General features: G+C 66.4%; 24 protein-coding genes. 18 read left to right on the top strand and 6 right to left on the bottom strand.

Annotated features, from left to right (window positions below):
* Positions 1-238: 238 nt before the first annotated feature.
* Both VQ02_RS36200 and VQ02_RS34920 read right to left on the bottom strand, forming a co-directional pair.
* Entirely contained in the window at positions 239-1,192 is a 954-nt protein-coding gene (locus VQ02_RS36200) for a BstA C-terminal domain-containing protein (RefSeq protein WP_083469489.1), read from the bottom strand.
* 46 nt (positions 1,193-1,238) lie between these two features.
* Positions 1,239-2,003 carry an XRE family transcriptional regulator gene (locus VQ02_RS34920; RefSeq protein ID WP_167350802.1) on the bottom strand — a complete coding sequence of 255 codons (765 nt, stop codon included), beginning with the start codon at positions 2,001-2,003 and terminating at the stop codon, positions 1,239-1,241.
* A gap of 97 nt (positions 2,004-2,100) precedes the next feature.
* Between VQ02_RS34920 and VQ02_RS37625 the strand changes: the two genes are divergently transcribed.
* Complete coding sequence (locus VQ02_RS37625) at positions 2,101-2,352, top strand: helix-turn-helix domain-containing protein (RefSeq protein WP_157080839.1); 252 nt, start codon at positions 2,101-2,103, stop codon at positions 2,350-2,352.
* A gap of 98 nt (positions 2,353-2,450) precedes the next feature.
* On the opposite strand, the gene VQ02_RS27535 is transcribed toward VQ02_RS37625, so the two are convergent.
* Positions 2,451-2,717, bottom strand: coding sequence for a hypothetical protein (locus tag VQ02_RS27535; protein WP_048447435.1), 267 nt, complete (start codon positions 2,715-2,717; stop codon positions 2,451-2,453).
* Between the two features lie 272 nt (positions 2,718-2,989).
* Between VQ02_RS27535 and VQ02_RS27530 the strand changes: the two genes are divergently transcribed.
* From VQ02_RS27530 to VQ02_RS34910, 9 genes are all read left to right on the top strand, one after another.
* A complete protein-coding gene (locus VQ02_RS27530) occupies positions 2,990-3,349 on the top strand; it encodes a hypothetical protein (RefSeq protein WP_157080838.1) in 360 nt (119 codons plus the stop codon).
* Positions 3,350-3,352: 3 nt separating this feature from the next.
* Positions 3,353-3,667 (top strand): hypothetical protein, encoded by a 315-nt coding sequence (locus tag VQ02_RS27525; protein ID WP_048447434.1) that lies wholly within the window; start codon positions 3,353-3,355, stop codon positions 3,665-3,667.
* Positions 3,664-4,002 (top strand): hypothetical protein, encoded by a 339-nt coding sequence (locus tag VQ02_RS27520; RefSeq protein ID WP_053080570.1) that lies wholly within the window; start codon positions 3,664-3,666, stop codon positions 4,000-4,002. The genes VQ02_RS27525 and VQ02_RS27520 overlap by 4 nt, the downstream gene beginning before the upstream one ends.
* Positions 4,002-4,304 carry a hypothetical protein gene (locus VQ02_RS27515; protein WP_048447433.1) on the top strand — a complete coding sequence of 101 codons (303 nt, stop codon included), beginning with the start codon at positions 4,002-4,004 and terminating at the stop codon, positions 4,302-4,304. Before VQ02_RS27520 ends, VQ02_RS27515 begins: the two co-directional genes overlap by 1 nt.
* Positions 4,305-4,387: 83 nt before the next feature.
* Positions 4,388-4,651: a hypothetical protein gene (locus VQ02_RS27510; protein ID WP_048447432.1), complete on the top strand. Its 264-nt coding sequence runs from the start codon at positions 4,388-4,390 to the stop codon at positions 4,649-4,651.
* Entirely contained in the window at positions 4,648-5,289 is a 642-nt protein-coding gene (locus tag VQ02_RS34915) for a helix-turn-helix domain-containing protein (RefSeq protein ID WP_053080569.1), read from the top strand. Before VQ02_RS27510 ends, VQ02_RS34915 begins: the two co-directional genes overlap by 4 nt.
* Complete coding sequence (locus VQ02_RS27500; protein ID WP_048447431.1) at positions 5,286-6,764, top strand: DEAD/DEAH box helicase; 1,479 nt, start codon at positions 5,286-5,288, stop codon at positions 6,762-6,764. The genes VQ02_RS34915 and VQ02_RS27500 overlap by 4 nt, the downstream gene beginning before the upstream one ends.
* Positions 6,745-7,671, top strand: a complete 927-nt coding sequence (locus VQ02_RS27495; RefSeq protein WP_048447430.1) for a DUF7146 domain-containing protein — start codon at positions 6,745-6,747, stop codon at positions 7,669-7,671. Before VQ02_RS27500 ends, VQ02_RS27495 begins: the two co-directional genes overlap by 20 nt.
* Before the next feature lie 43 nt (positions 7,672-7,714).
* Positions 7,715-8,464 (top strand): KOW domain-containing RNA-binding protein, encoded by a 750-nt coding sequence (locus VQ02_RS34910; RefSeq protein ID WP_053080568.1) that lies wholly within the window; start codon positions 7,715-7,717, stop codon positions 8,462-8,464.
* 50 nt (positions 8,465-8,514) lie between these two features.
* Here VQ02_RS34910 and VQ02_RS27485 read toward each other — a convergent pair whose 3' ends face one another.
* The 3 genes from VQ02_RS27485 to VQ02_RS27475 form a co-directional block, all read right to left on the bottom strand.
* Positions 8,515-8,832, bottom strand: a complete 318-nt coding sequence (locus VQ02_RS27485; RefSeq protein WP_048447429.1) for a BrnA antitoxin family protein — start codon at positions 8,830-8,832, stop codon at positions 8,515-8,517.
* A 66-nt stretch (positions 8,833-8,898) separates the two neighbouring features.
* Complete coding sequence (locus tag VQ02_RS27480) at positions 8,899-9,195, bottom strand: helix-turn-helix domain-containing protein (RefSeq protein ID WP_048447428.1); 297 nt, start codon at positions 9,193-9,195, stop codon at positions 8,899-8,901.
* Positions 9,195-9,614 (bottom strand): type II toxin-antitoxin system RelE/ParE family toxin, encoded by a 420-nt coding sequence (locus tag VQ02_RS27475; RefSeq protein ID WP_245239876.1) that lies wholly within the window; start codon positions 9,612-9,614, stop codon positions 9,195-9,197. The genes VQ02_RS27480 and VQ02_RS27475 overlap by 1 nt, the downstream gene beginning before the upstream one ends.
* A 609-nt stretch (positions 9,615-10,223) precedes the next feature.
* Here VQ02_RS27475 and VQ02_RS27470 point away from each other — a divergent pair.
* The 8 genes from VQ02_RS27470 to VQ02_RS27430 all read left to right on the top strand — a co-directional run.
* Positions 10,224-10,451 carry a hypothetical protein gene (locus VQ02_RS27470; protein WP_048447427.1) on the top strand — a complete coding sequence of 76 codons (228 nt, stop codon included), beginning with the start codon at positions 10,224-10,226 and terminating at the stop codon, positions 10,449-10,451.
* Positions 10,452-10,995: 544 nt separating this feature from the next.
* A complete protein-coding gene (locus tag VQ02_RS27465) occupies positions 10,996-11,388 on the top strand; it encodes a hypothetical protein (protein ID WP_048447426.1) in 393 nt (130 codons plus the stop codon).
* Positions 11,348-12,784, top strand: coding sequence for a terminase family protein (locus tag VQ02_RS27460; protein ID WP_048447425.1), 1,437 nt, complete (start codon positions 11,348-11,350; stop codon positions 12,782-12,784). The genes VQ02_RS27465 and VQ02_RS27460 overlap by 41 nt, the downstream gene beginning before the upstream one ends.
* Positions 12,785-12,800: 16 nt before the next feature.
* Positions 12,801-13,340 (top strand): hypothetical protein, encoded by a 540-nt coding sequence (locus VQ02_RS27455; RefSeq protein ID WP_048447424.1) that lies wholly within the window; start codon positions 12,801-12,803, stop codon positions 13,338-13,340.
* The gene (locus tag VQ02_RS27450) at positions 13,340-13,732 is read left to right on the top strand and encodes a hypothetical protein (protein ID WP_048447423.1); all 393 of its coding nucleotides are present in this window, start codon (positions 13,340-13,342) and stop codon (positions 13,730-13,732) included. Before VQ02_RS27455 ends, VQ02_RS27450 begins: the two co-directional genes overlap by 1 nt.
* A 356-nt stretch (positions 13,733-14,088) precedes the next feature.
* Positions 14,089-14,304, top strand: coding sequence for a hypothetical protein (locus VQ02_RS39495; RefSeq protein WP_048447421.1), 216 nt, complete (start codon positions 14,089-14,091; stop codon positions 14,302-14,304).
* Positions 14,305-16,287, top strand: a complete 1,983-nt coding sequence (locus tag VQ02_RS27435) for a portal protein (RefSeq protein WP_048447420.1) — start codon at positions 14,305-14,307, stop codon at positions 16,285-16,287.
* A 94-nt stretch (positions 16,288-16,381) separates the two neighbouring features.
* A partial coding sequence (locus VQ02_RS27430; protein ID WP_048447419.1) for a hypothetical protein occupies positions 16,382-17,225 on the top strand: 844 nt, incomplete at its 3' end.

Raw genomic sequence — 17,225 nt, 5'->3', positions numbered from 1 at the left:
AGCACGTGACCGGCGCACCAGAGCGCGGCGACGAGGAGGATGGGCACGAAGGGGGCGAGGTTGGACAGCACGAACGGCCTCCAGCGCCTCGGTGAGAGGCGATGGAGGGAGTGTGCCCAGACAAGGCACTTTAGTCAAGCCCATTATGGGCACATTTGTGCCCTGTTCGCAGCCGGGTTCATGTACCAAACGCGAAAGTCCCGCGCGGTGGCGGGGCTTTACGGCTATCAAATCTGGGCTACGTAGTTTGATCGGGGTCGTCAGTTCCTATGGCCTTAAGTGCTATCTGCGAAAATGAAGGCGGTAGCACACCTTCGCTTTCTTTCTTGCCTATGTAGTTCGCGAACTTACCTCCCTTCAAATAATCTTCTCGCATCCAGCGCCTGAACTCGGGAAGCGCAGCATCTGGATAGCAAAATGGTTTTTGGGGATTAGATGCTGATTGGGGAAAATAATCGGGGTACTCGTGCAAATATTTTATCCTGTCGCCATATTTCTCAGCTAATTTTGCGGCCTTCCAATGATTTGACCAATGGGTCCCAACGCTAATATCTGGAACAAACTCGGCACCAATCGGCGCCCCACCTCTGATCATTGTAACAATTAAATCTGCAATTTCTTTGAATATACCAAAGTATCCATTTGGTATTTTATTTGATACCAACGTAACTCGATCGTGAAATTGTTGCCATGCGATAGGTATCGCGCCTGCGGGATTGTATCCAACTTGTGTATAAATAAAATCTTGGAGAGCCTTGCCTGCGAGGAGCCTAAAATTGTCCCTGGCCTGTTCTTGATTTAAAATATCCGCCTCAAATGCAAAATATTCGAGAATAGCCAGACAGGCTACATCAGAATATGCATGAATAATACGATTTGCTTCTTTAATTTCTTTGTAGGGCATGTCCAAGACGATGCCGCGCCGGCTAAGCAAAGATTTTATTTTGGTGATGCGTCCTTTCTGGATCGTATCATTCCAGTCTTGTCCAATTGTGGCTATGTGTCGGTTTTCTACACCGCACAGGCGCGCAAGTCCACGTTGAGTTAGAAAGGGAGTGCCATCGCTGAGCACGCCCATATTTATGCCGTGGACCTCTTTTTCTATCTCCACACGGAGGTCCAGCTCCCCTTGTGAGGGGGTGAGTTCCTTTGAGCCTGAAAAACCACCTAAACCACTGCGATTGCTTGGCATTCTGGTGAGTCCCTGCCCTAACGGAATGACGCGCCGGAGAGTCGATTCACTCCGTAGTCAGCCTCCCGAGATACCGCCCAGTGATAGCAATTTCGTCAAGGGTTCTATCCTCGGGCGAGTGCTTCGGATTGTCAGATATAAGTCGCACCCGTACCGGGTCCTGCCCTCGTGCCGATGAAATCTCCAGCCGCTTCAAGATCACGCCGCCAAGCGCATCCGCGAGCGCGTAGATGCCTGGCGGTGAAGGCACACGGTGGCCCACATCCACGAACACGATGTCCCCGTCGTGGATTTTCGGCTCCATCGAGTCGCCTATGGCCTCGAAGCATCGAATGCGGTGCGCCGGCACGCGGAAACGCCCGCGCACAACGTCAGCCGGGATGCGCCACCAGTCCTTCACGCCCTCGGCCGCGTAGCTATTGCCGTCTGCATTCATCAGATCGGTGACGTGGGTCGCACCACCGGGGCCCATGCCGATCGCTACCTCGGCTTGGAGGATGGCATCCTTCGGCAGGCTGCCGACATCGCGCCCCATCGTGCCCTCGACCATGCGAGGCTCGTGGTCCCCTGGGTCCGCTTCTTCCGGATCGAAGCTATCGACAAGCGAGGTTGACCGGCGCGGCTTGTCGGTGACGATGTCGCCTGCGTCCACCCCGAACACCTCGGCCGCGCGATCGATCCAGACATTGGAAAGCCGTCGCGCTCCGGATTCCAGCTTGGCGAGCTGATTCCGCGTCGTTCCCATCTTCTCGGCTGCGGCTTCCTGGGAGAGCCCGCGCGCCTCGCGTAGTGCTTTGAGATTGTTCGCCACGATACCCAACATGCTTGGGTGTGCCCGTCTTGGGCAGAGCACAAAGTGGGCACATCAAAGCTGGACATCGTGCCCTTTATGGGCATATAATGTGCCCATGAAGCTCGCCGCCTACATGCAAGCTGAGGGCCTGGACGATGCTGCGATGGCGGCTCGCATTGGTCCTGACGTGTCGCTCTGGGCCGTCCGAAAATGGCGGTATGGGCAGCGCATCCCGCGCCTTGGGATGCTGAAGCGCATCTCGGATGTCACAGCCGGCGCGGTCACCGCACAGGACCATTTCGACGCAGCTTCTACATCGTCGGCAGGTAGGAGCGCTGCCCTGGTGGCCACGGGAGCCGCAGCGTGATCCGCCTGTTCCTCGCTCGGTTCAGTGCGGCGACCGGGCGGCGCAATCGATCTGTTCGCCGTCCGGCGCTCGCAGTTCTGAACAACCGCGTGACGGGGTCAGGCCATGCCGCCCTTCCACGCCCTGGTCTGCTCGGTGAGCTTCGCCACCACTTCGTGCAGCAGCACCATCGCGGCTCGGATCAGCTCGACCGTGGGCACGCTGTAGGCCAGCAGCCAGACGGTGATGTCGAAGCCTCTGCCGTCTCGTTCGACCCGGAAGGTGATTGCGTAGGTCTCCGGGCCGAAGGGGTCGTCGTCTTCGAACTCGACGCGCTGCAGCTCGATCGTGAAGTCCTGATCGGGGTCGGTCTCGCGTCCGGTCATGGCCGGCTCCTTTCATCGGGGCCGGCGGCAGGATTGGAGCGCGCTTCGCTCCCAGGGCGCGTGCCGGCGTCGGCGCTGGCGCGCCCGCTCCTTGTGTCTGCGTCTCGTCTCGGCGGCCTGCGCCGCGCCCGGTCCTGCCAGGGGGGTGCGCGGCGTGGGCTCCGTCTCCGTCAATCCATCCTCGGGGCGTCTCCTCATCTGGCACCTCCGTCACGACCCGGATCGTGGCGGAGGTGGATTGGGAGATGTCCCAAAAGTCTTGGGAGCAGCGCGTGACCGCGTTCGTGCTTGAGGCAGCCGAGGGCCTGCGTGAGATCGCGCAGCCGGTCGGCAACGACAGCATCAAGGTTCAGATTGGCCGTGCGGCGCGCCGGGCCGGGCTCTCGTACTGGCGGGCCTTCGACCTCTGGTATCGCAAGGCCCGGCGCGTCCAGGCCGCGGAGATCGAGGCGATCCGAGCGGCCCGTGCGACCCGCACCCGGGAGAGATCACATGAGTTGGCGTGCTTGGCAGCAGACGTCGAAGCGCTGGCGGAACGCGTGTCCCGCCTCTCTGCGGGATCCGCTGGGGCGGACGCTGCTGCGCTCCGGACGCTGGCTGGCCGGTCTCGGCGTCTGGCTGATGGAGAGTGATCCGTGAGCGCTCCTGCCCCCACCCTCGCCGCCGACGCGCCGGACGCCGGGTTCACGCCGGCCCGCGCCTACCGGGACAGCCTGTTCCGGGCCTGGGTCGACGCCAAGCGCTGCGCCGCCGACAGCGAGGACCCGGCTGACCATGCCGCCGTCGCCGCGGCCTACACCGCCTTCATGCGGGCCCACCTCGCCCACGACGAGCGCGATCACCTGGCGCTCGAGGACGAGGTCACCCGTCTGACGGCCGAGAACCTGCGCCTGCGCGGCGCGATCCTCACGGCGGCCGCAGCCGTCACGATCCCGGAGGCCGCGGAATGATGGCGCAGCGGACGATCCTTCCCGGCCGGCGCAACCACGAGGTTTTCGACTTCGTGTTCTCCCGCGGCCCGCACGACAACGGCACGAGCTACACGATCGGCCTCGGCCGCTACCCTGACGGCCGGCTCGCCGAGGTGTTCGTCGACTGCCACAAGCTGGCGTCGTCCCTGACCGACGACGCCCGGGACGTCGGCATCGCGCTGTCGATCCAGCTGCAGCACGGCGTGCCGCTCGCCGCGCTCGCCGGCGCGGTGGCGAGGCGCCCGGACGGCGCGCCCTGCGGCCTGACCGGCGGTCTGGTCGAGGCGATCATGAAGTACGAGGCCGCCGCGTGATGGCCGACAAGAGCGCCATCGTCATCCTGGTGAGCGATCGGCCGGTCTCTGGCCCGCGGCTCGACCAACTGATCCGCTGGTACGACGCCCAGGCCCGATCGGAAGAACAGCTCGCCGACGAACTCGACGGCAGCGACCTGACCGAGGCGGCGCAGCGGAACCGTGCGCGGGCTCGCGCGCACCGCGACACGATCCTGGCCCTCTCGCTGCTGCAGCCGGCCCCTGAGCCGCCGGTGACGGAGTTCCGGGGCCACCTGACCACCAAGGAGCGGCCGAGGGCCCAGGTTCGCGCGCCGCCGTGACCGCCCGCGCCTAGGGCGCCCACCCGTCCCATCCACTGACGCCTGCAACCGACCGCGCCTGCGGTTCTCGGAACGGTCTCGCCATGCCCGAACTCAAGACACAGCTTCGTGCTGATCCGAGCCTCTACGCCGCCGCCGACGCGGCCCTGTACACCCTGCGGCAGGAGTTGGTCCGCCGGGCCCGTGAGGCCGGCGACTACCGGATGGTGGTCGATTTCGGGGACTGCCTGCTGCGCTACGGCGGCTCCACCATCGCCAAGGCTTCGAGCCTGACGAACGCCGCCGAGCATGCCTACCGCGTGGCTGACGGTCTGGTTGCTGCCTCCCTGCAGGGAGGCGAGCAATGAGCGTCGTCGCAGCCAAATGGGCCAAGCGCCAGCGCGTGCGGACCACCTGCCGGGTCGTGCTGAACGCGCTCGCCGACTACGCGGACAAGGAAGGCCGCTGCTGGCCGTCGCAGGCCACGCTGGCCGCCGAGACCGGCCTCGCGGTCCGCACCATCCGCCTCGTCCTGGCCGAGCTGAATGCCGCCGGCGTCATCGCCCGGACGCACCGCGGCAACGGTATGGGCGGGCGCGCCACGGACCTGATCGTCCTCCGCCTGGAGGGAGACTTCGACCTCGTCACGGTGCCTGTCGACCCCAGCTACGAGCCCGAGCCGGCCCGGCCAGCAGCCTGCGACTTTCCGGCAGACGATGCCGCTAAGTCCGGAGACAGTTACCGGCATATCAAGGACGGGTTAGCGGCATCTGAAGGTCGGGTTAGCGGCACCACGTGCCGGGGAAAGAACCTACCAAGAACTACCATGAACCTTCTTCCTAGCCGTGAGAAGAGGTTTCAGGATGTGGAGCATGCAGGCGCGACCCCGCCCCGCGGCTCCGCCTTCGACCCGTTCGGCGACGACGCTTTCGGCCCAAGCTCCCCCCTCGGCTTGGACATCCCGGCCTGGGACGATCTCGACGTCGCCGCAGAGGGCGACCGATGAGCCGGCAGCTTCGCCCCCACCAGGTCGCGATCATCGACCGCCTCCGGGACTCGCTCCGCAGCGGCCGCCGCCGGCCGATGGTCCAAGCGCCCACCGGGGCGGGCAAGACCGTGGTGGCCGGCGCGATCGTCCGGGGCTCGCTGGCGAAGGGCCGGCGGATCCTGTTCGTCGTCCCGGCCCTGTCGCTGATCGACCAGACCGTGCGGTCGTTCTTCGCCGAGGGGATCCACGACGTCGGGGTGATCCAGGGCAGCCACCCGATGACCGACGCGAGCAAGCCGGTGCAGGTCGCGTCGATCCAGACCCTGCAGCGCCGGGCGATCCCGCCGTTCGACATCGTCGTGATCGACGAGGCGCATCGCTGGTTCGAGATGCTGGGCGCGTGGATGGCCGATCCGGCCTGGGAGCGCGTCCCGTTCGTCGGCCTCTCGGCGACGCCTTGGACGAAGGGGCTGGGCAAGTTCTACGACGACCTGATCCAGGTCACGACCACCGCCGAGCTGATCGAGGCCGGCTACCTGTCGCCGTTCCGGGTCTACGCCCCGTCGCATCCCGACCTGTCCGAGGTCCGCACGGTGGCCGGCGACTACCACGAGGGCGACCTCGGCGAGGCGATGAACCAGGCCCCCCTCGTCGCCGACATTGTCCAGACCTGGCTCCGGCGGGGTGAGAACCGCCCGACGTTCATCTTCGCCGTCGACCGGCCGCATGCGAAGCACCTCCAGGCGCAGTTCCAGGCGGCCGGCGTGGCAACCGGGTACATCGACGCCTACACCGGCAGCGAGGAGCGGGAAGCGCTGTTCCGGCAGTTCACCCGCGGCGAGCTGAAGGCGATCGCGAGCGTCGGGTGCCTGACCACGGGCGTGGATCTCGACGTGCGCTGCATCGTGCTGGCTCGGCCGACCAAGTCCGAGATGCTGTTCGTCCAGATCATCGGGCGAGGCCTGCGGACGGCGCCGGGCAAGACCGACTGCTTGGTGCTCGATCACTCCGACACGCATCTGCGGCTCGGGTTCGTGACCGACATCCACCACGACCGGCTCGACGACGGCCGGGAGCGCCAGAAGCGCGACGCGAGGGAGCGTCCGGAGCCGCTGCCGAAGGAGTGCTCGTCCTGCAGCTTCCTCAAGCCGCCGAAGGTCCACGCCTGCCCCGCCTGCGGCTTCAAGCCGGAGAAGCAGAGCGAGATCCAGTGCGAGGACGGCGAGCTCATCGAGGTGAAGCCGCTCAAGGCGAAGGCCAGGACGCTCGAGAAGGCCGACCTGTTCGGGCAGCTCAAGCTCGTCGGGCGGCGCCGGGGCTACTCGGCCGGCTGGGCAGCGAACCAGTTCCGCGAACTCACCGGTGTCTGGCCCAACCACTACCGGGACGCCCCTGAGGTCGAGCCCACCCCCGAGATCCTGGGCTGGATCAAGTCGCGTGCCATCGCCTTCGCCAAGAAGCGGGAGGTCCACCATGTCCAGGCCGCTGAGTGAACGCGCCAGCGGTCGGTGGTCCGAACTCCTGCCCCTCCTCGGGGTGAATCGGAAGTACCTGACCGCCAAGCAGGGCCCTTGCCCGCTCTGCAGCGGCAAGACCCGCTTCCGCTTCGACGACCTCGAAGGCCGAGGGACCTGGTTCTGCAATCACTGCGGGCCCGGCGACGGCCCGACGCTGGCGATGAGGGTGATCGGCATCTCGTTCAGGGAGGTGGCCGAGCGCGTCGATGCCTTGCTGGGCACGGTCCCGGCCCGCCCGGTACGGGAAAAGCCCTCCGCCAGCGACTGCCGCGAGCGCCTGAACCGGCTGTGGCGAGCCTCCTCGCCGGTGCTGCCCGGCGACCCCGTCGCCCGATATCTCGCACGGCGCGTTGGCCTGACCACCATCCCGGCTTGCCTGCGCACGGTGCCCCGCCTCCGTTACCAGGACGAGACGCCCTCCTGGCATCCGGCCATGCTCGCCATGGTCACCGGCCCCGACGGCGCACCGGCCACGATCCATCGGACCTACTTGACCAGCGATGGCAGGAAGGCACCCGTCGAGCACCCGCGCCGGCTGATGCCGGGCACCATCCCGGCCGGCGCCGCGATCCGCCTGTTCGATCCTGCCCCTGTCCTCGGGATCGCCGAGGGGATCGAGACGGCTCTGGCCGCGGCGTCTCTCTTCGGCATCCCGTGCTGGGCCGCGATCAACTCCACCATGCTCGCCAAGTGGGAGCCGCCGCCAAACGTCGAGGAGGTCGTCGTGTTCGGAGATTCGGATGCAGCCTACGCAGGACAGGCAGCGGCCTACGCCCTCGCGCACCGAATTCATCGTGGCATATCCACCGTGAGAGTGGAGATACCTTCTGAGATCGGTGTGGATTGGTGTGATATCCTGGCGGATCAACTGATTGCCGCCTGACTTTTGCTGATCCTGTTTGCCAGTATCCCGAGTGGAGTGTGTCATGACCAAGAAGCAGCGAGCCCGCCGCAAGGCCCGTCGTCAGCAGTCCGTGAAGCACGCTCAGACAGCGGCCCGCCACGACCGTGAGAAGGCCATCAAGCGCCGCCTGCGGGCCCGTGAGCGGGTGATCCTGCCGGTCGGGCGGGAATGGCTCGCCGTCGAGGCCTATCCCCTCAGCGGGGCTCGCTGTGCCGCTGCGCTCAAGGCCGCCGGCCTGCCGGTGTTCGAGGCCAGGGAGAAGGTCCGCGAGCAGCGTGACGGGCGCCCTCCCCGCGTCGCCATGGTGCCGGTGATGCGCCGGGTGCTGTTCGTCGGCCTGCGCGGCTGGTCCGACATGCGGCTGATCGAGGAGTGCCGGCACGTCTGGCGGGTGTTCTCGGTCACTGTCCACGGCTTGGACTGGGTGCCTCGCGACCACTACCGCCAGGCGCTGTTCGAGGCGGAGATCCTGGGCGATCGCACCATGCCGTTCATCCCTGCTGCGGCCATGCAGGAGTTCGCGGACCACGTCATCGGCTACAAGCGGTTCGACAAGCGCACCGGCCTGTCGCACGTCGCGACCGAGACGGATCTGCTGGCACTGCTATTCCAGGCAGGCGACCGCGTGAAGGTCACGGGAGGGCCGTTCGCCTCGTTCCCGGGCATCGTGGATGGGCACGATCCGACGACCGACCTCTACACGGTGGGCGTTAGCGTGTTCGGCAGGGTCACGCGCGTGCCCTGTGAGGAGAGGCAGCTTGAGGCAGCTTGAGCGGCGAAAGGGGTTACGCCCTGGCGGAGCGGATGGGGATCTGAGGCGGATCAGGCTGCCCGCAGCTTGCGTGCGGCCTCCGCCAGCGCCTCATTCATCCGCGTCTGCCACCCCGGGCCGGTCGCCTTGAACGCCTCCAGCACCTCGAGATCGACGCGCAGCGAGATGGGGATGCGCTTGACCGAGGCTTTCGGGCGCCCGCCACGGCTCTTGAGGGCGGCGAGATCTTGAGGCAGGTCGGCCGGCCCAAGGCGCATCTGGGAAAGCTCCTCGCCGGTCAGCGGTGGATTGTCGGACACCTCGTCCCAGTCCTCCTGGGTGTAGTTCGGGTTCGGCACGTAGCCAGGGGCGTGCTTAGAGCGCGTCATAGATGGCTCTGCTGGGAATTTATAGCAACTTTAACTGATTTGAGCAAAAGATGGTGGGGCTTTCGGTCATGCTGCAACGCTCGACAGCGCACGCTCGACGGCAGCAGGCTCCCTGTCGATGACGATCAGGAGCGTCCTGGCTGCAGCGTCGGGGGTACGCCGCTTCTGCTCCCAATCGCGGATGGCGGCGGGCGAGAACCCGAACCGCTGGGCGAACCTCTCCTGAGAGAGGCCGGTCTTCTTGCGGATCTCGGCCACATCGACGGACGGAGGCGTGAAGACCCGGGCCGGCTCCATCTCGCCGCGAGCAATCGCCCGCGCTTCCTGCGCACTCTTGAGAAGACGTTCGCCGAGCTTCGTCATCAGATCCTCCGTTTCAGGGTCGTCAGCCGCGCCGCCACGCCCGCGCGGTAGTCGTCGGCTAGGCAGGAAAGTTCAACGGCGAGAGCATTCCGCTCCGCCTTGGTCAGATTGGCGCGGTCGCCCTTGTCGATGAGAGCCAAGAGAAAGAGCGGAACGTCGTCCCCGCCGTAGTAGTGGATCGTGCGATACCCGCCGCTCTTGCCTTTGCCCTTCCCGGCGAACCGTACCTTACGAGCGCCACCCGTGCCGGACATCACGTCCCCAGCCTGCGGGTTCTCCGAGAGCCACGCCGACATGGCCTGGATCTCTTCGTCGGTGAGGCCAGCATCCGCCGCGTCGGTCTCGAAGGTGGGGGTGGTCAAGACCGCGTGCATGGGTTCGATATACGGCATTGCCGTACATTGGTCAATGCGGCTCATCCCGCTCGGTAGCGCGAAGCGGGAAATCTCATTCGGCCGGCGAGGATCGCGCCGAGGCAGGTCCCGCTGATGCAGTGGTGAATGCCCATTTTGGCGAGATGGATCCGGACGAACCGCTTGTGAAACCTGGCGAAGTTCTGTACGTTTCGCCTCAGGCAATCCAGCTTCAACGAGCGGGGTCTTCCCGCCGCACAAGACGCGCCCCGGTTGGGGCCCGCCCGATCGGAGGATCGGCAGCTTGGACCCGGCCCGCGGAGGTGCACAGCACCGTGGCGAGGCAGCCGGCGAAGCTATGAGTTTCACCCCGAGCAGCGACGACGCGCCGGGGCAGCAGAGATCGGTGTGGGGCGCCCACTCTTTCCCTAGCGCTTAGATCGGGGCGGGAGGAAATCCGCCGGCTCACACCGATAGAGTTCGATACGGGCTCCATGCTCGGGCGCATGGGCAGACAGGCGGTGCGCACGCCGTTCCGGACCTTCGAGGCAAAACGTCGGCCCGCATCGATCCAATCAGGCGGCGAGGGCCTTGGTGTACGGGAGCCCGTACATCCTCATCGCGACTTGGCCTTCACCAATCCGGCTCCGGAGCCGCCCTGATAGCGAGGATGGGATGCTCACCGAGCACAAGCGCGTGAAGCTCGGCCACATTCCCGGCGATATCAGCATCGGCGCCCAGATCGCTTTTCGTGAAGGTCGTGTGCCGCTGATGGTCTTCCCTTGGCAGATCCTCGACGAGCGCGACACCAAGGCCATGCGGCGGTACCTGAAGGGCAAGAGCCGGGCCGTGCAGCGTCGTCGGGATCGAGTGGCTATCTCAGCTGGCTTCGCTTCTCGATAGCCCCTCAGATCGCATTACAGCCCCGCCCGCGGCCGATTGAGCCTCCCATGTCCTCGCCACCATCCTGCTCCTCATCCTCGTCCCGATGGCCCTCGGCGGCGGCTTCTACGGCGGTCCCACCTACCCCTACCGCACAGGCGGATGGAGCATCGGAGGCGTTTTGCTGCTGGTGCTCGTCGTCATGCTGGTGATGGGGCGGATTTGATTGCATGCCAAGATTGAAGCGATTTTCGGATGCTGAGCGCGCCGACCGGTATGCGGTGTCGTTCCGGACTACTAAGAGCACCCACGATGCGATTGTCGCTGCGGCTGAGGCTGAAGGCTGTTCCGTTTCGCGTTGGATGGAGAGCGTCATTGAGCGGCATCTTTTCGCTCAAGACATTCTTGCCGTGGTTCGTCACGAGATCCGTGCTGCCGCCGGTCTGAGCGAGCGACTGCCCGTCGATCGGCCGTCTGCTCCGTCAGAAGACATCTCCGCTTTCGGTCCGTACGTGAGGCAGTAGGCCGATTATCGCCCACTTAATTAAATTCGGAAATTGGGAAAATGGGCGAGCGCACTGGGCGCCCTCGCGGCCGACCGAAAGGCGCCAAGAGCAAGCATACGCGAGAGCGGGAGGCGGCGGTTCAGGCGGCGGCTGAGGCTCTTGCCGAAGCGATCCCTGAGGCGTTCGATGGCGACGCCCACGCGCTGCTCATGGCGGTCTATAAGGACCCTCGTCATCCGATCGAGCTTCGTCTCGACGCGGCCGGCAAGGCGATCAAGTTCGAGAAGCCCGCGCTCGCCAGCGTCGAGGCAAAGGTCGACCAGGACGTGAACATCCGCGAGCCGGTCGATCGCCCCCCGCGTGAAACGCGCGAGGAATGGAACGCTCGCAAGTTGAGAGAGATGGGACTCAATGTGGTCGCCGCAGCCGGGGCCGCAGGCCGACGCCATTAGCGCCGATTGGTGCCCGGAGCTGTTCTTCGGGGGCGCAGCGGGCGGCGGCAAGAGCGACTACCTGCTTGGCGACTTCCTGCAGGACGTGAACACCTACGGGGCCGCCTGGCGCGGCGTCGTGTTCCGGCGGACCTACCCGGAGCTTGAGGAGCTTCTGGCCCGCAGCAACGAGCTGTTCCTTCCGGAAGGCGGGGACTGGAACGTCCAGAAGAAGCTCTGGACATTCCCGAGCGGCGCCACGCTCCGGATGCGATATCTCGAGAGCGATCGGGACGCGACCCGCTACCAGGGCCATCAGTACACCTGGATCGGCTGGGACGAGCTGACACAGTGGGCGACGCTCTTCCCGTACCGCTACCTGCGAGGCCGTCTTCGCTCGGCGCATGAGGTTCCGACCAAGCGCATCCGCGCCGCGGCCAACCCGGGCGGCTCCGGGCATCTGGAGGTGAAGAGCTACTTCGTCGACCCGGCGCCTCAGGGCTATGTGCCGATCCTCGACGAGGTGACCGGCATGGAGCGGATGTACATCCCCTCCCGCTTGAGCGACAACGCGATCCTGGTTCGCAACGACCCGGGTTATGCGGGGCGCCTTGCCGGTCTCGGGTCGGAACAGCTCGTCAAGGCGATGCTTGGCGGCGACTGGTCGGTTATCGACGGCGCGTTCTTCGGTGAATGGTCCTCCGCTCGGCATGCCGTCCAACCCTTTGCGATCCCGAGTGACTGGCTGCGCTTCCGTTCGATGGATTGGGGCTCGGCCAAGCCCTTCAGTGTTGGTTGGTGGGCTGTTGCAGGGGACGACTACCGTCTCGGAGACGATCGGGTCATTCCCCGTGGCGCCCTCATCCGCTATCGCGAATGGTACGGCTGCATCCCCGGCAAGCCCAACACCGGCCTAAAGCTCACCGCCGAGGAAGTCGCGGCGGGCATCGTGGAGCGTGAGGCCGGCGAGAGCATCGCCTACGGGACGCTGGACCCGGCAGCCTTCGCCCAGGATGGTGGCCCATCGATCGCCGAGCGGATGCGCTCCTGGCGCGGCCCGAACAGTAGGATGGGGCCGATCTTCCGCCCAGCCGACAACGCCCGCGTCGCTCGCTCCGGCGCCATGGGCGGCTGGGACGCGGTGCGAGCCCGGCTCAAAGGCATCGACGGCAACCCGATGCTGTTCGTGTTCTCCACCTGCAAGGACTTCATCCGCACCGTGCCGGTCCTGCAGCACGATCCGCACCGCGCCGAGGATCTGGACACGTCGGCTGAGGACCACGTCGCGGACGAAGCACGCTATGCGTGCATGTCACGGCCTTGGGTTGCGGAAGCCAAGCCCGTCTCTCGCCAAACCTCTTCCGGCTATCGCTCGGCCCGCCAGGATCCGCCCTCCTGGCGCATTGGCGGCGCCTGACACGCTCTGAGGCCCCATGCTCCACCGCATCGCCCTGATCGGCGCGCTGGCGCTCGTCTACGTCTTCGCTGGCCGTCCCGCAGCCGCACAGACTGTTCAGGTCGTGCAGGACTGCGCTGGCGTCACGGCGCCCGGCGGCCCTGGCGGCAGGCTCTACACCGATCAGGGCGGCCGGCTGTGCAGCGCATCCGTCGCCGTCCCTGCGATGAGCACGCAGGGCGGCCTCAACGTCTACCGCGTGATGAACGCGGCCAGCGCTGCGGCGGTCGCCGTCAAGGCATCGGCCGGTCGCCTCTACAGTTTTAATTTGTGCAACAACGCCAACGCGGCGCGCTACGTGCGCTTCTACAACTCCGCTACTGCCGCAACCACCGGCACGACGCCGGTCTACGCTGGCGCCATCACGCTCAGCGCCGGCACCTGCCAGCAGTTCACTACCAACTTCGGCCTGACGTTCTCGGCCGGCATCTCCATGGCGATCACCGCAGCCAACGGTGATGCGGACGCGACCGCGCCCCTGGCTGGCGACGTCTCGGGCTTCCTGGGATATCTGTGATGCAGCGGACCGCTTGCGCCTCTGCCCTTGCTGCGTCGCTGCTGCTGGCCGCTCCCGCCCTGGCAGCCGATGCGACGGCCTTCCTGCCGCTCCAGGATCCCAACATCCTGCCGGTCACCGCCGAGCCGCGCCAGTACACCATCCCGCAGCCCCAGGCGGCCACGTCCTACGTGCTGGACAACCCCTGCACGGTCGACATTCGGATCAAGTCCGTCCCCACGATGGCCGACACCGTGACGGCGACGACGGGGCGGCGGTTCATGGCCCGAACCTCGAATAGCCGCTCCTCAAGCCCGCTCATGACCGCGCAGCGCATCGTGAGCGTGATGGCGGTGTCGGATCCCGGCTCGGCCGGCTGCGCCGTCGAATTCACCTACGGGGTCGGGCAGTGATCCGCGCGCGGCTGCTTATGCTGGCGGCCTGTCTCGCTGCTGGCCTGACGGCCTCGGACGCGCGGACGATCTCGGCGCCTGGCGTAGGGCCAAAAGGAGACAAGGGCGATGCTGGGGCTCCCGGAAGCACTGGTCCTGCTGGGGTGCCTGGCCCTGTGGGGCCTAGTGGCCCTGCTGGAGCACAGGGAGCGAAAGGCGACACCGGCCCAGCTGGTCCTGCCGGTACGGTGGGCCCAACGGGCGCGACAGGTGCAACGGGACCGGCAGGCCCGGCGGGCGTTCAGGGAGCAGTTGGCCCGGCCGGTACGCCCCGCCGCGTCGAGCGATACACGGCGACTACCGACGCCACTGGCGTAGTGACCTACAGCTTTCCTGCCTGCTCCGCGACACCTGACATTCAGGTCATCCCCTCCTGGATCGGCCAGCAGTACGTTGGCGGCGGCGTCACCGCGCAGACCCTGTCGACTGCCACCGTTCAGGGCATGGTCTCCCGCGGCACGCTGCTGCTGACGACGGGCCCTTTCGCTGCCGCCGGCTCCGGCGTTGCCATCACCATCCGCGTGATCTGCTGAATGACCGCAGGCCCCATCATGGTCACCGGGCCCGTGCCCGCGCCGCTGTCCTCCCCGGCCGCCTATGGCGCTGTTGCCGGCGTCGAGGTGGCAGAGGTGCTGGCCGAGCCGCAGGGCGCCGACCTCGTCACGCTCAAGCGGTGGTTCGACGCGTACAGCTCCGCCAAGGTCGGGGAGATCGAAGAGTCTCGCACCGCCCGGCTGTACTATCACGGGTCGCAGTGGACGAAGGAAGAGCTTGAGAAGCTGCGCGAGCGCGGTCAGCCGGCGATCACGAACAACCGCATCTCGCTCAAGATCGACGGCATCGTGGGCGTGGTCGATCGCCTGCGGATGGATCCCAAGGCTTCCCCGCGGACGCAGCAATACGCAGCTGGCGCGGAGATCGGCACGGCAGCGCTGCGCGAGGTATTCGACGCGAACAGGTGGGAAAGCCTGCGTCAGGAGGTGAGCCAGGATCTCGCCATTGACGGCATCGGTGGCGCCGAGCGTGACATCGAGACGGATATCGATGGCCAGCCCAACATCGTCCTGCGTCGCGTCGCGCCCGAGACGTTCTTCTACGATCCGCGCTCGGTGAAGGCCGACTTCTCGGATGCCCGCTACATGGGCGTCTACAAGTGGCTCGACCTCGACGCCGCGATCGAGATGGTGCCGGACCGCGAAGACGATCTGAAATCGGCCGTCGACAGCGGCGGCGGAGCCGATACCGCCTCGCAACAGGATTGGGAGAAGAACTGGTTCGACACGGCCCTGAAGCGGGTCAAGCTCGTCGAGATCTGGTATCGCTGGCGCGGCGACTGGTGGTTCGCACTCCACACCGGGCATCTGGTGCTGAAGGAGGGCAAGAGCCCCTTCGTTGACCGCCGCGGCAAGACCCGCTGCCGCTACAACATGGCGAGCGCTGGCGTCGACCACGACGGCGACCGCTACGGCTTCGTGCGCAACATGAAGTCGCCGCAGGACGAGATCAACCACCGCCGGTCGAAGCTCCTCTGGATCCTGAACGTCAATCAGGTCTTCGCCGAGGAGGGTGCGGTCGACGATCCGAACAAGACGCGCCGCGAGCTTGCGCGGCCGGATGCCTGGATCACCTACCGCCCGACCACGACCGGACAGAAGCCGTTCGAGATCCGCGACCAGGCTCAGCAGATGCAGGGCCAGGCCGAGCTTCTGACCGAGGCGAAGAACGAGATCGACAACTTCGGGCCGAACCCTGCCTTGCTCGGCTCGGGCCCGGCCTCGGCGTCAGGCCGCGCTCAGGCGCTCCAGCAGCAAGCCGGCATCGCGCAGCTCGGCCCCTACTTCGGGCGCTACAAGGCCTGGAAGCTCAGCCTCTACCGTGATGTCTGGGCCGACATTCAGCAGTTCTGGCAGGACGAGCGTTTCATCCGCGTGGCCGGCCCGGAGGAGGTGCAGTTCGTCCCGGTCAACACGCTGGTGATGACCAACGAGGGCCCGCGGCTCGCCAACGCCATCGGCGAGCTTGACCTCGACATCGTCATGGACGAGGGCCCGGATACGGTCACGGTCCATGAGGACGTGATGCAGACCCTGACGGCGATGATCCAGCAGGGCTTGCTTCCGGGCCCGCAGGCCATCGCCGCGACGCTTGAGCTGTCCGCCCTGCCGCCATCGGTCAAGCAGAAGATCATGGCCGCCGGACAGGCGCCCCAGCCCTCGCCTGAGCAGATGCAGGAGCAGCAGGCCGTCAAGGCGCTGGAGTTCCGCAACGCCGCCGCCAAGGTCGCCAAGACCGAAGCGGAGGCCGAGCGGGCGCACGCCGATGCGATCTACAAGCAGGTGCAGGCCCAGGAAGCCGGCGACCCTGCCGAGACGCAGGCCGTCGAGACCGCCGATCGCATCGTCGACATGGCGCACAAGCAGGCGCGCACTCGGCAGATCAATCAGCAGACCGCGATGGCGAGCGCGCAGATGGGTGCGCTCGGCCAGATGCCGATGACGGCGCCGGTCCGCTTCTAGTTCCCGTTCCCGCGCGCGGGTCATCGCGTGGGCTCACGGCGCCGCCCGGCCGCAACAGGGCGTCACGTCCAGCCAAACGTAGAGGCTAACCCACATGTCCGATCAGCACCTGTCGGAGGCGGATATCTTCGCCGCCGGCACCGAGCCGCACGTTCAGGAGCAGCAGCCCGGCCCCGAGCCCCACCAGCCCGAGCCGGCGCCTCAGGATCAGGAGCCCCAGCCGGAGCCCGCACAGGGCGAAGGACAGCCCCAGCCCGAGCCGCAGCAGCCCCGCCAGGAAGATCCGTTCGCGCGCGAGCGCAGCGGCTTCCTCAGTGACCTGAAGGCCGAGCGTGAGCGTCGGCAGGAGTTCGAGCGCCAGCTTGCCGAGCGCGACCGCCAGATGGCGGAGCAGATGGGCCGGATGCGCCAGATGGAGGAGTTCTTCCGTCAGGCCAGCCAGCCCCGGCAGCAGCCCCAGGCTCCCCAGCAGGCGCCTGACCCGTACGAGGACCCGCAGGGCTTCGCGCGGTTCCAGGCCCAGCAGGTGGTGGAACGGCAGCTCTCCCCGATCCTCGAGCGCCAGCAGCAGTACGAGCAGCGGACGCAGGCGATCATCCAGGGCATGCAGCGGCAGGTTGCTGTGGGCCAGTACGGCGCCGACGCCGCCCGCGAGGCGGAAGAGGCGTTCAACACCGCGGCGGCTCGCAACGCGATCGACCGGCACGAATGGGAGCGCATCCAGAGCGCACCCAACCCCTTCACCGCCGCCGTCGAGTGGCATCAGCGGCAGCGCACCCTTGAGACGGTCGGCACCGACCCGTCCAAGTGGTTCGAGACCGAGTTCCAACGCCGGGCACAGCAGGACCCCGCGTTTCAACAGCAGATGTTCGCGCTCCTGAACGGGCAGGCGCGCGAGGCCGCGGGCGCCCCTGCCCCCGCCGCCCCTGGCGCTAAGC

It is taken from the genome of Methylobacterium variabile (assembly GCF_001043975.1).
Lineage (GTDB): Bacteria > Pseudomonadota > Alphaproteobacteria > Rhizobiales > Beijerinckiaceae > Methylobacterium > Methylobacterium variabile.
Note: the sequence above shows the minus strand (reverse complement) of the source record. Positions and strands in the feature narration are given on the sequence as shown.

Bases quoted from the DNA above. Each gene is read 5' to 3' on its own strand.
- VQ02_RS36200 (WP_083469489.1), bottom strand. From the start codon at position 1,192: ATGCCAAGCAATCGCAGTGGTTTAGGTGGTTTTTCAGGCTCAAAGGAA.
- VQ02_RS37625 (WP_157080839.1), top strand. From the start codon at position 2,101: ATGAAGCTCGCCGCCTACATGCAAGCTGAGGGCCTGGACGATGCTGCG.
- VQ02_RS27535 (WP_048447435.1), bottom strand. From the start codon at position 2,717: ATGACCGGACGCGAGACCGACCCCGATCAGGACTTCACGATCGAGCTG.
- VQ02_RS27520 (WP_053080570.1), top strand. From the start codon at position 3,664: ATGATGGCGCAGCGGACGATCCTTCCCGGCCGGCGCAACCACGAGGTT.
- VQ02_RS27515 (WP_048447433.1), top strand. From the start codon at position 4,002: ATGGCCGACAAGAGCGCCATCGTCATCCTGGTGAGCGATCGGCCGGTC.
- VQ02_RS27510 (WP_048447432.1), top strand. From the start codon at position 4,388: ATGCCCGAACTCAAGACACAGCTTCGTGCTGATCCGAGCCTCTACGCC.
- VQ02_RS34915 (WP_053080569.1), top strand. From the start codon at position 4,648: ATGAGCGTCGTCGCAGCCAAATGGGCCAAGCGCCAGCGCGTGCGGACC.
- VQ02_RS27500 (WP_048447431.1), top strand. From the start codon at position 5,286: ATGAGCCGGCAGCTTCGCCCCCACCAGGTCGCGATCATCGACCGCCTC.
- VQ02_RS27495 (WP_048447430.1), top strand. From the start codon at position 6,745: ATGTCCAGGCCGCTGAGTGAACGCGCCAGCGGTCGGTGGTCCGAACTC.
- VQ02_RS34910 (WP_053080568.1), top strand. From the start codon at position 7,715: ATGACCAAGAAGCAGCGAGCCCGCCGCAAGGCCCGTCGTCAGCAGTCC.
- VQ02_RS27485 (WP_048447429.1), bottom strand. From the start codon at position 8,832: ATGACGCGCTCTAAGCACGCCCCTGGCTACGTGCCGAACCCGAACTAC.
- VQ02_RS27480 (WP_048447428.1), bottom strand. From the start codon at position 9,195: ATGACGAAGCTCGGCGAACGTCTTCTCAAGAGTGCGCAGGAAGCGCGG.
- VQ02_RS27475 (WP_245239876.1), bottom strand. From the start codon at position 9,614: ATGAGCCGCATTGACCAATGTACGGCAATGCCGTATATCGAACCCATG.
- VQ02_RS27470 (WP_048447427.1), top strand. From the start codon at position 10,224: ATGCTCACCGAGCACAAGCGCGTGAAGCTCGGCCACATTCCCGGCGAT.
- VQ02_RS27465 (WP_048447426.1), top strand. From the start codon at position 10,996: ATGGGCGAGCGCACTGGGCGCCCTCGCGGCCGACCGAAAGGCGCCAAG.
- VQ02_RS27460 (WP_048447425.1), top strand. From the start codon at position 11,348: ATGTGGTCGCCGCAGCCGGGGCCGCAGGCCGACGCCATTAGCGCCGAT.
- VQ02_RS27455 (WP_048447424.1), top strand. From the start codon at position 12,801: ATGCTCCACCGCATCGCCCTGATCGGCGCGCTGGCGCTCGTCTACGTC.
- VQ02_RS27450 (WP_048447423.1), top strand. From the start codon at position 13,340: ATGCAGCGGACCGCTTGCGCCTCTGCCCTTGCTGCGTCGCTGCTGCTG.
- VQ02_RS27435 (WP_048447420.1), top strand. From the start codon at position 14,305: ATGACCGCAGGCCCCATCATGGTCACCGGGCCCGTGCCCGCGCCGCTG.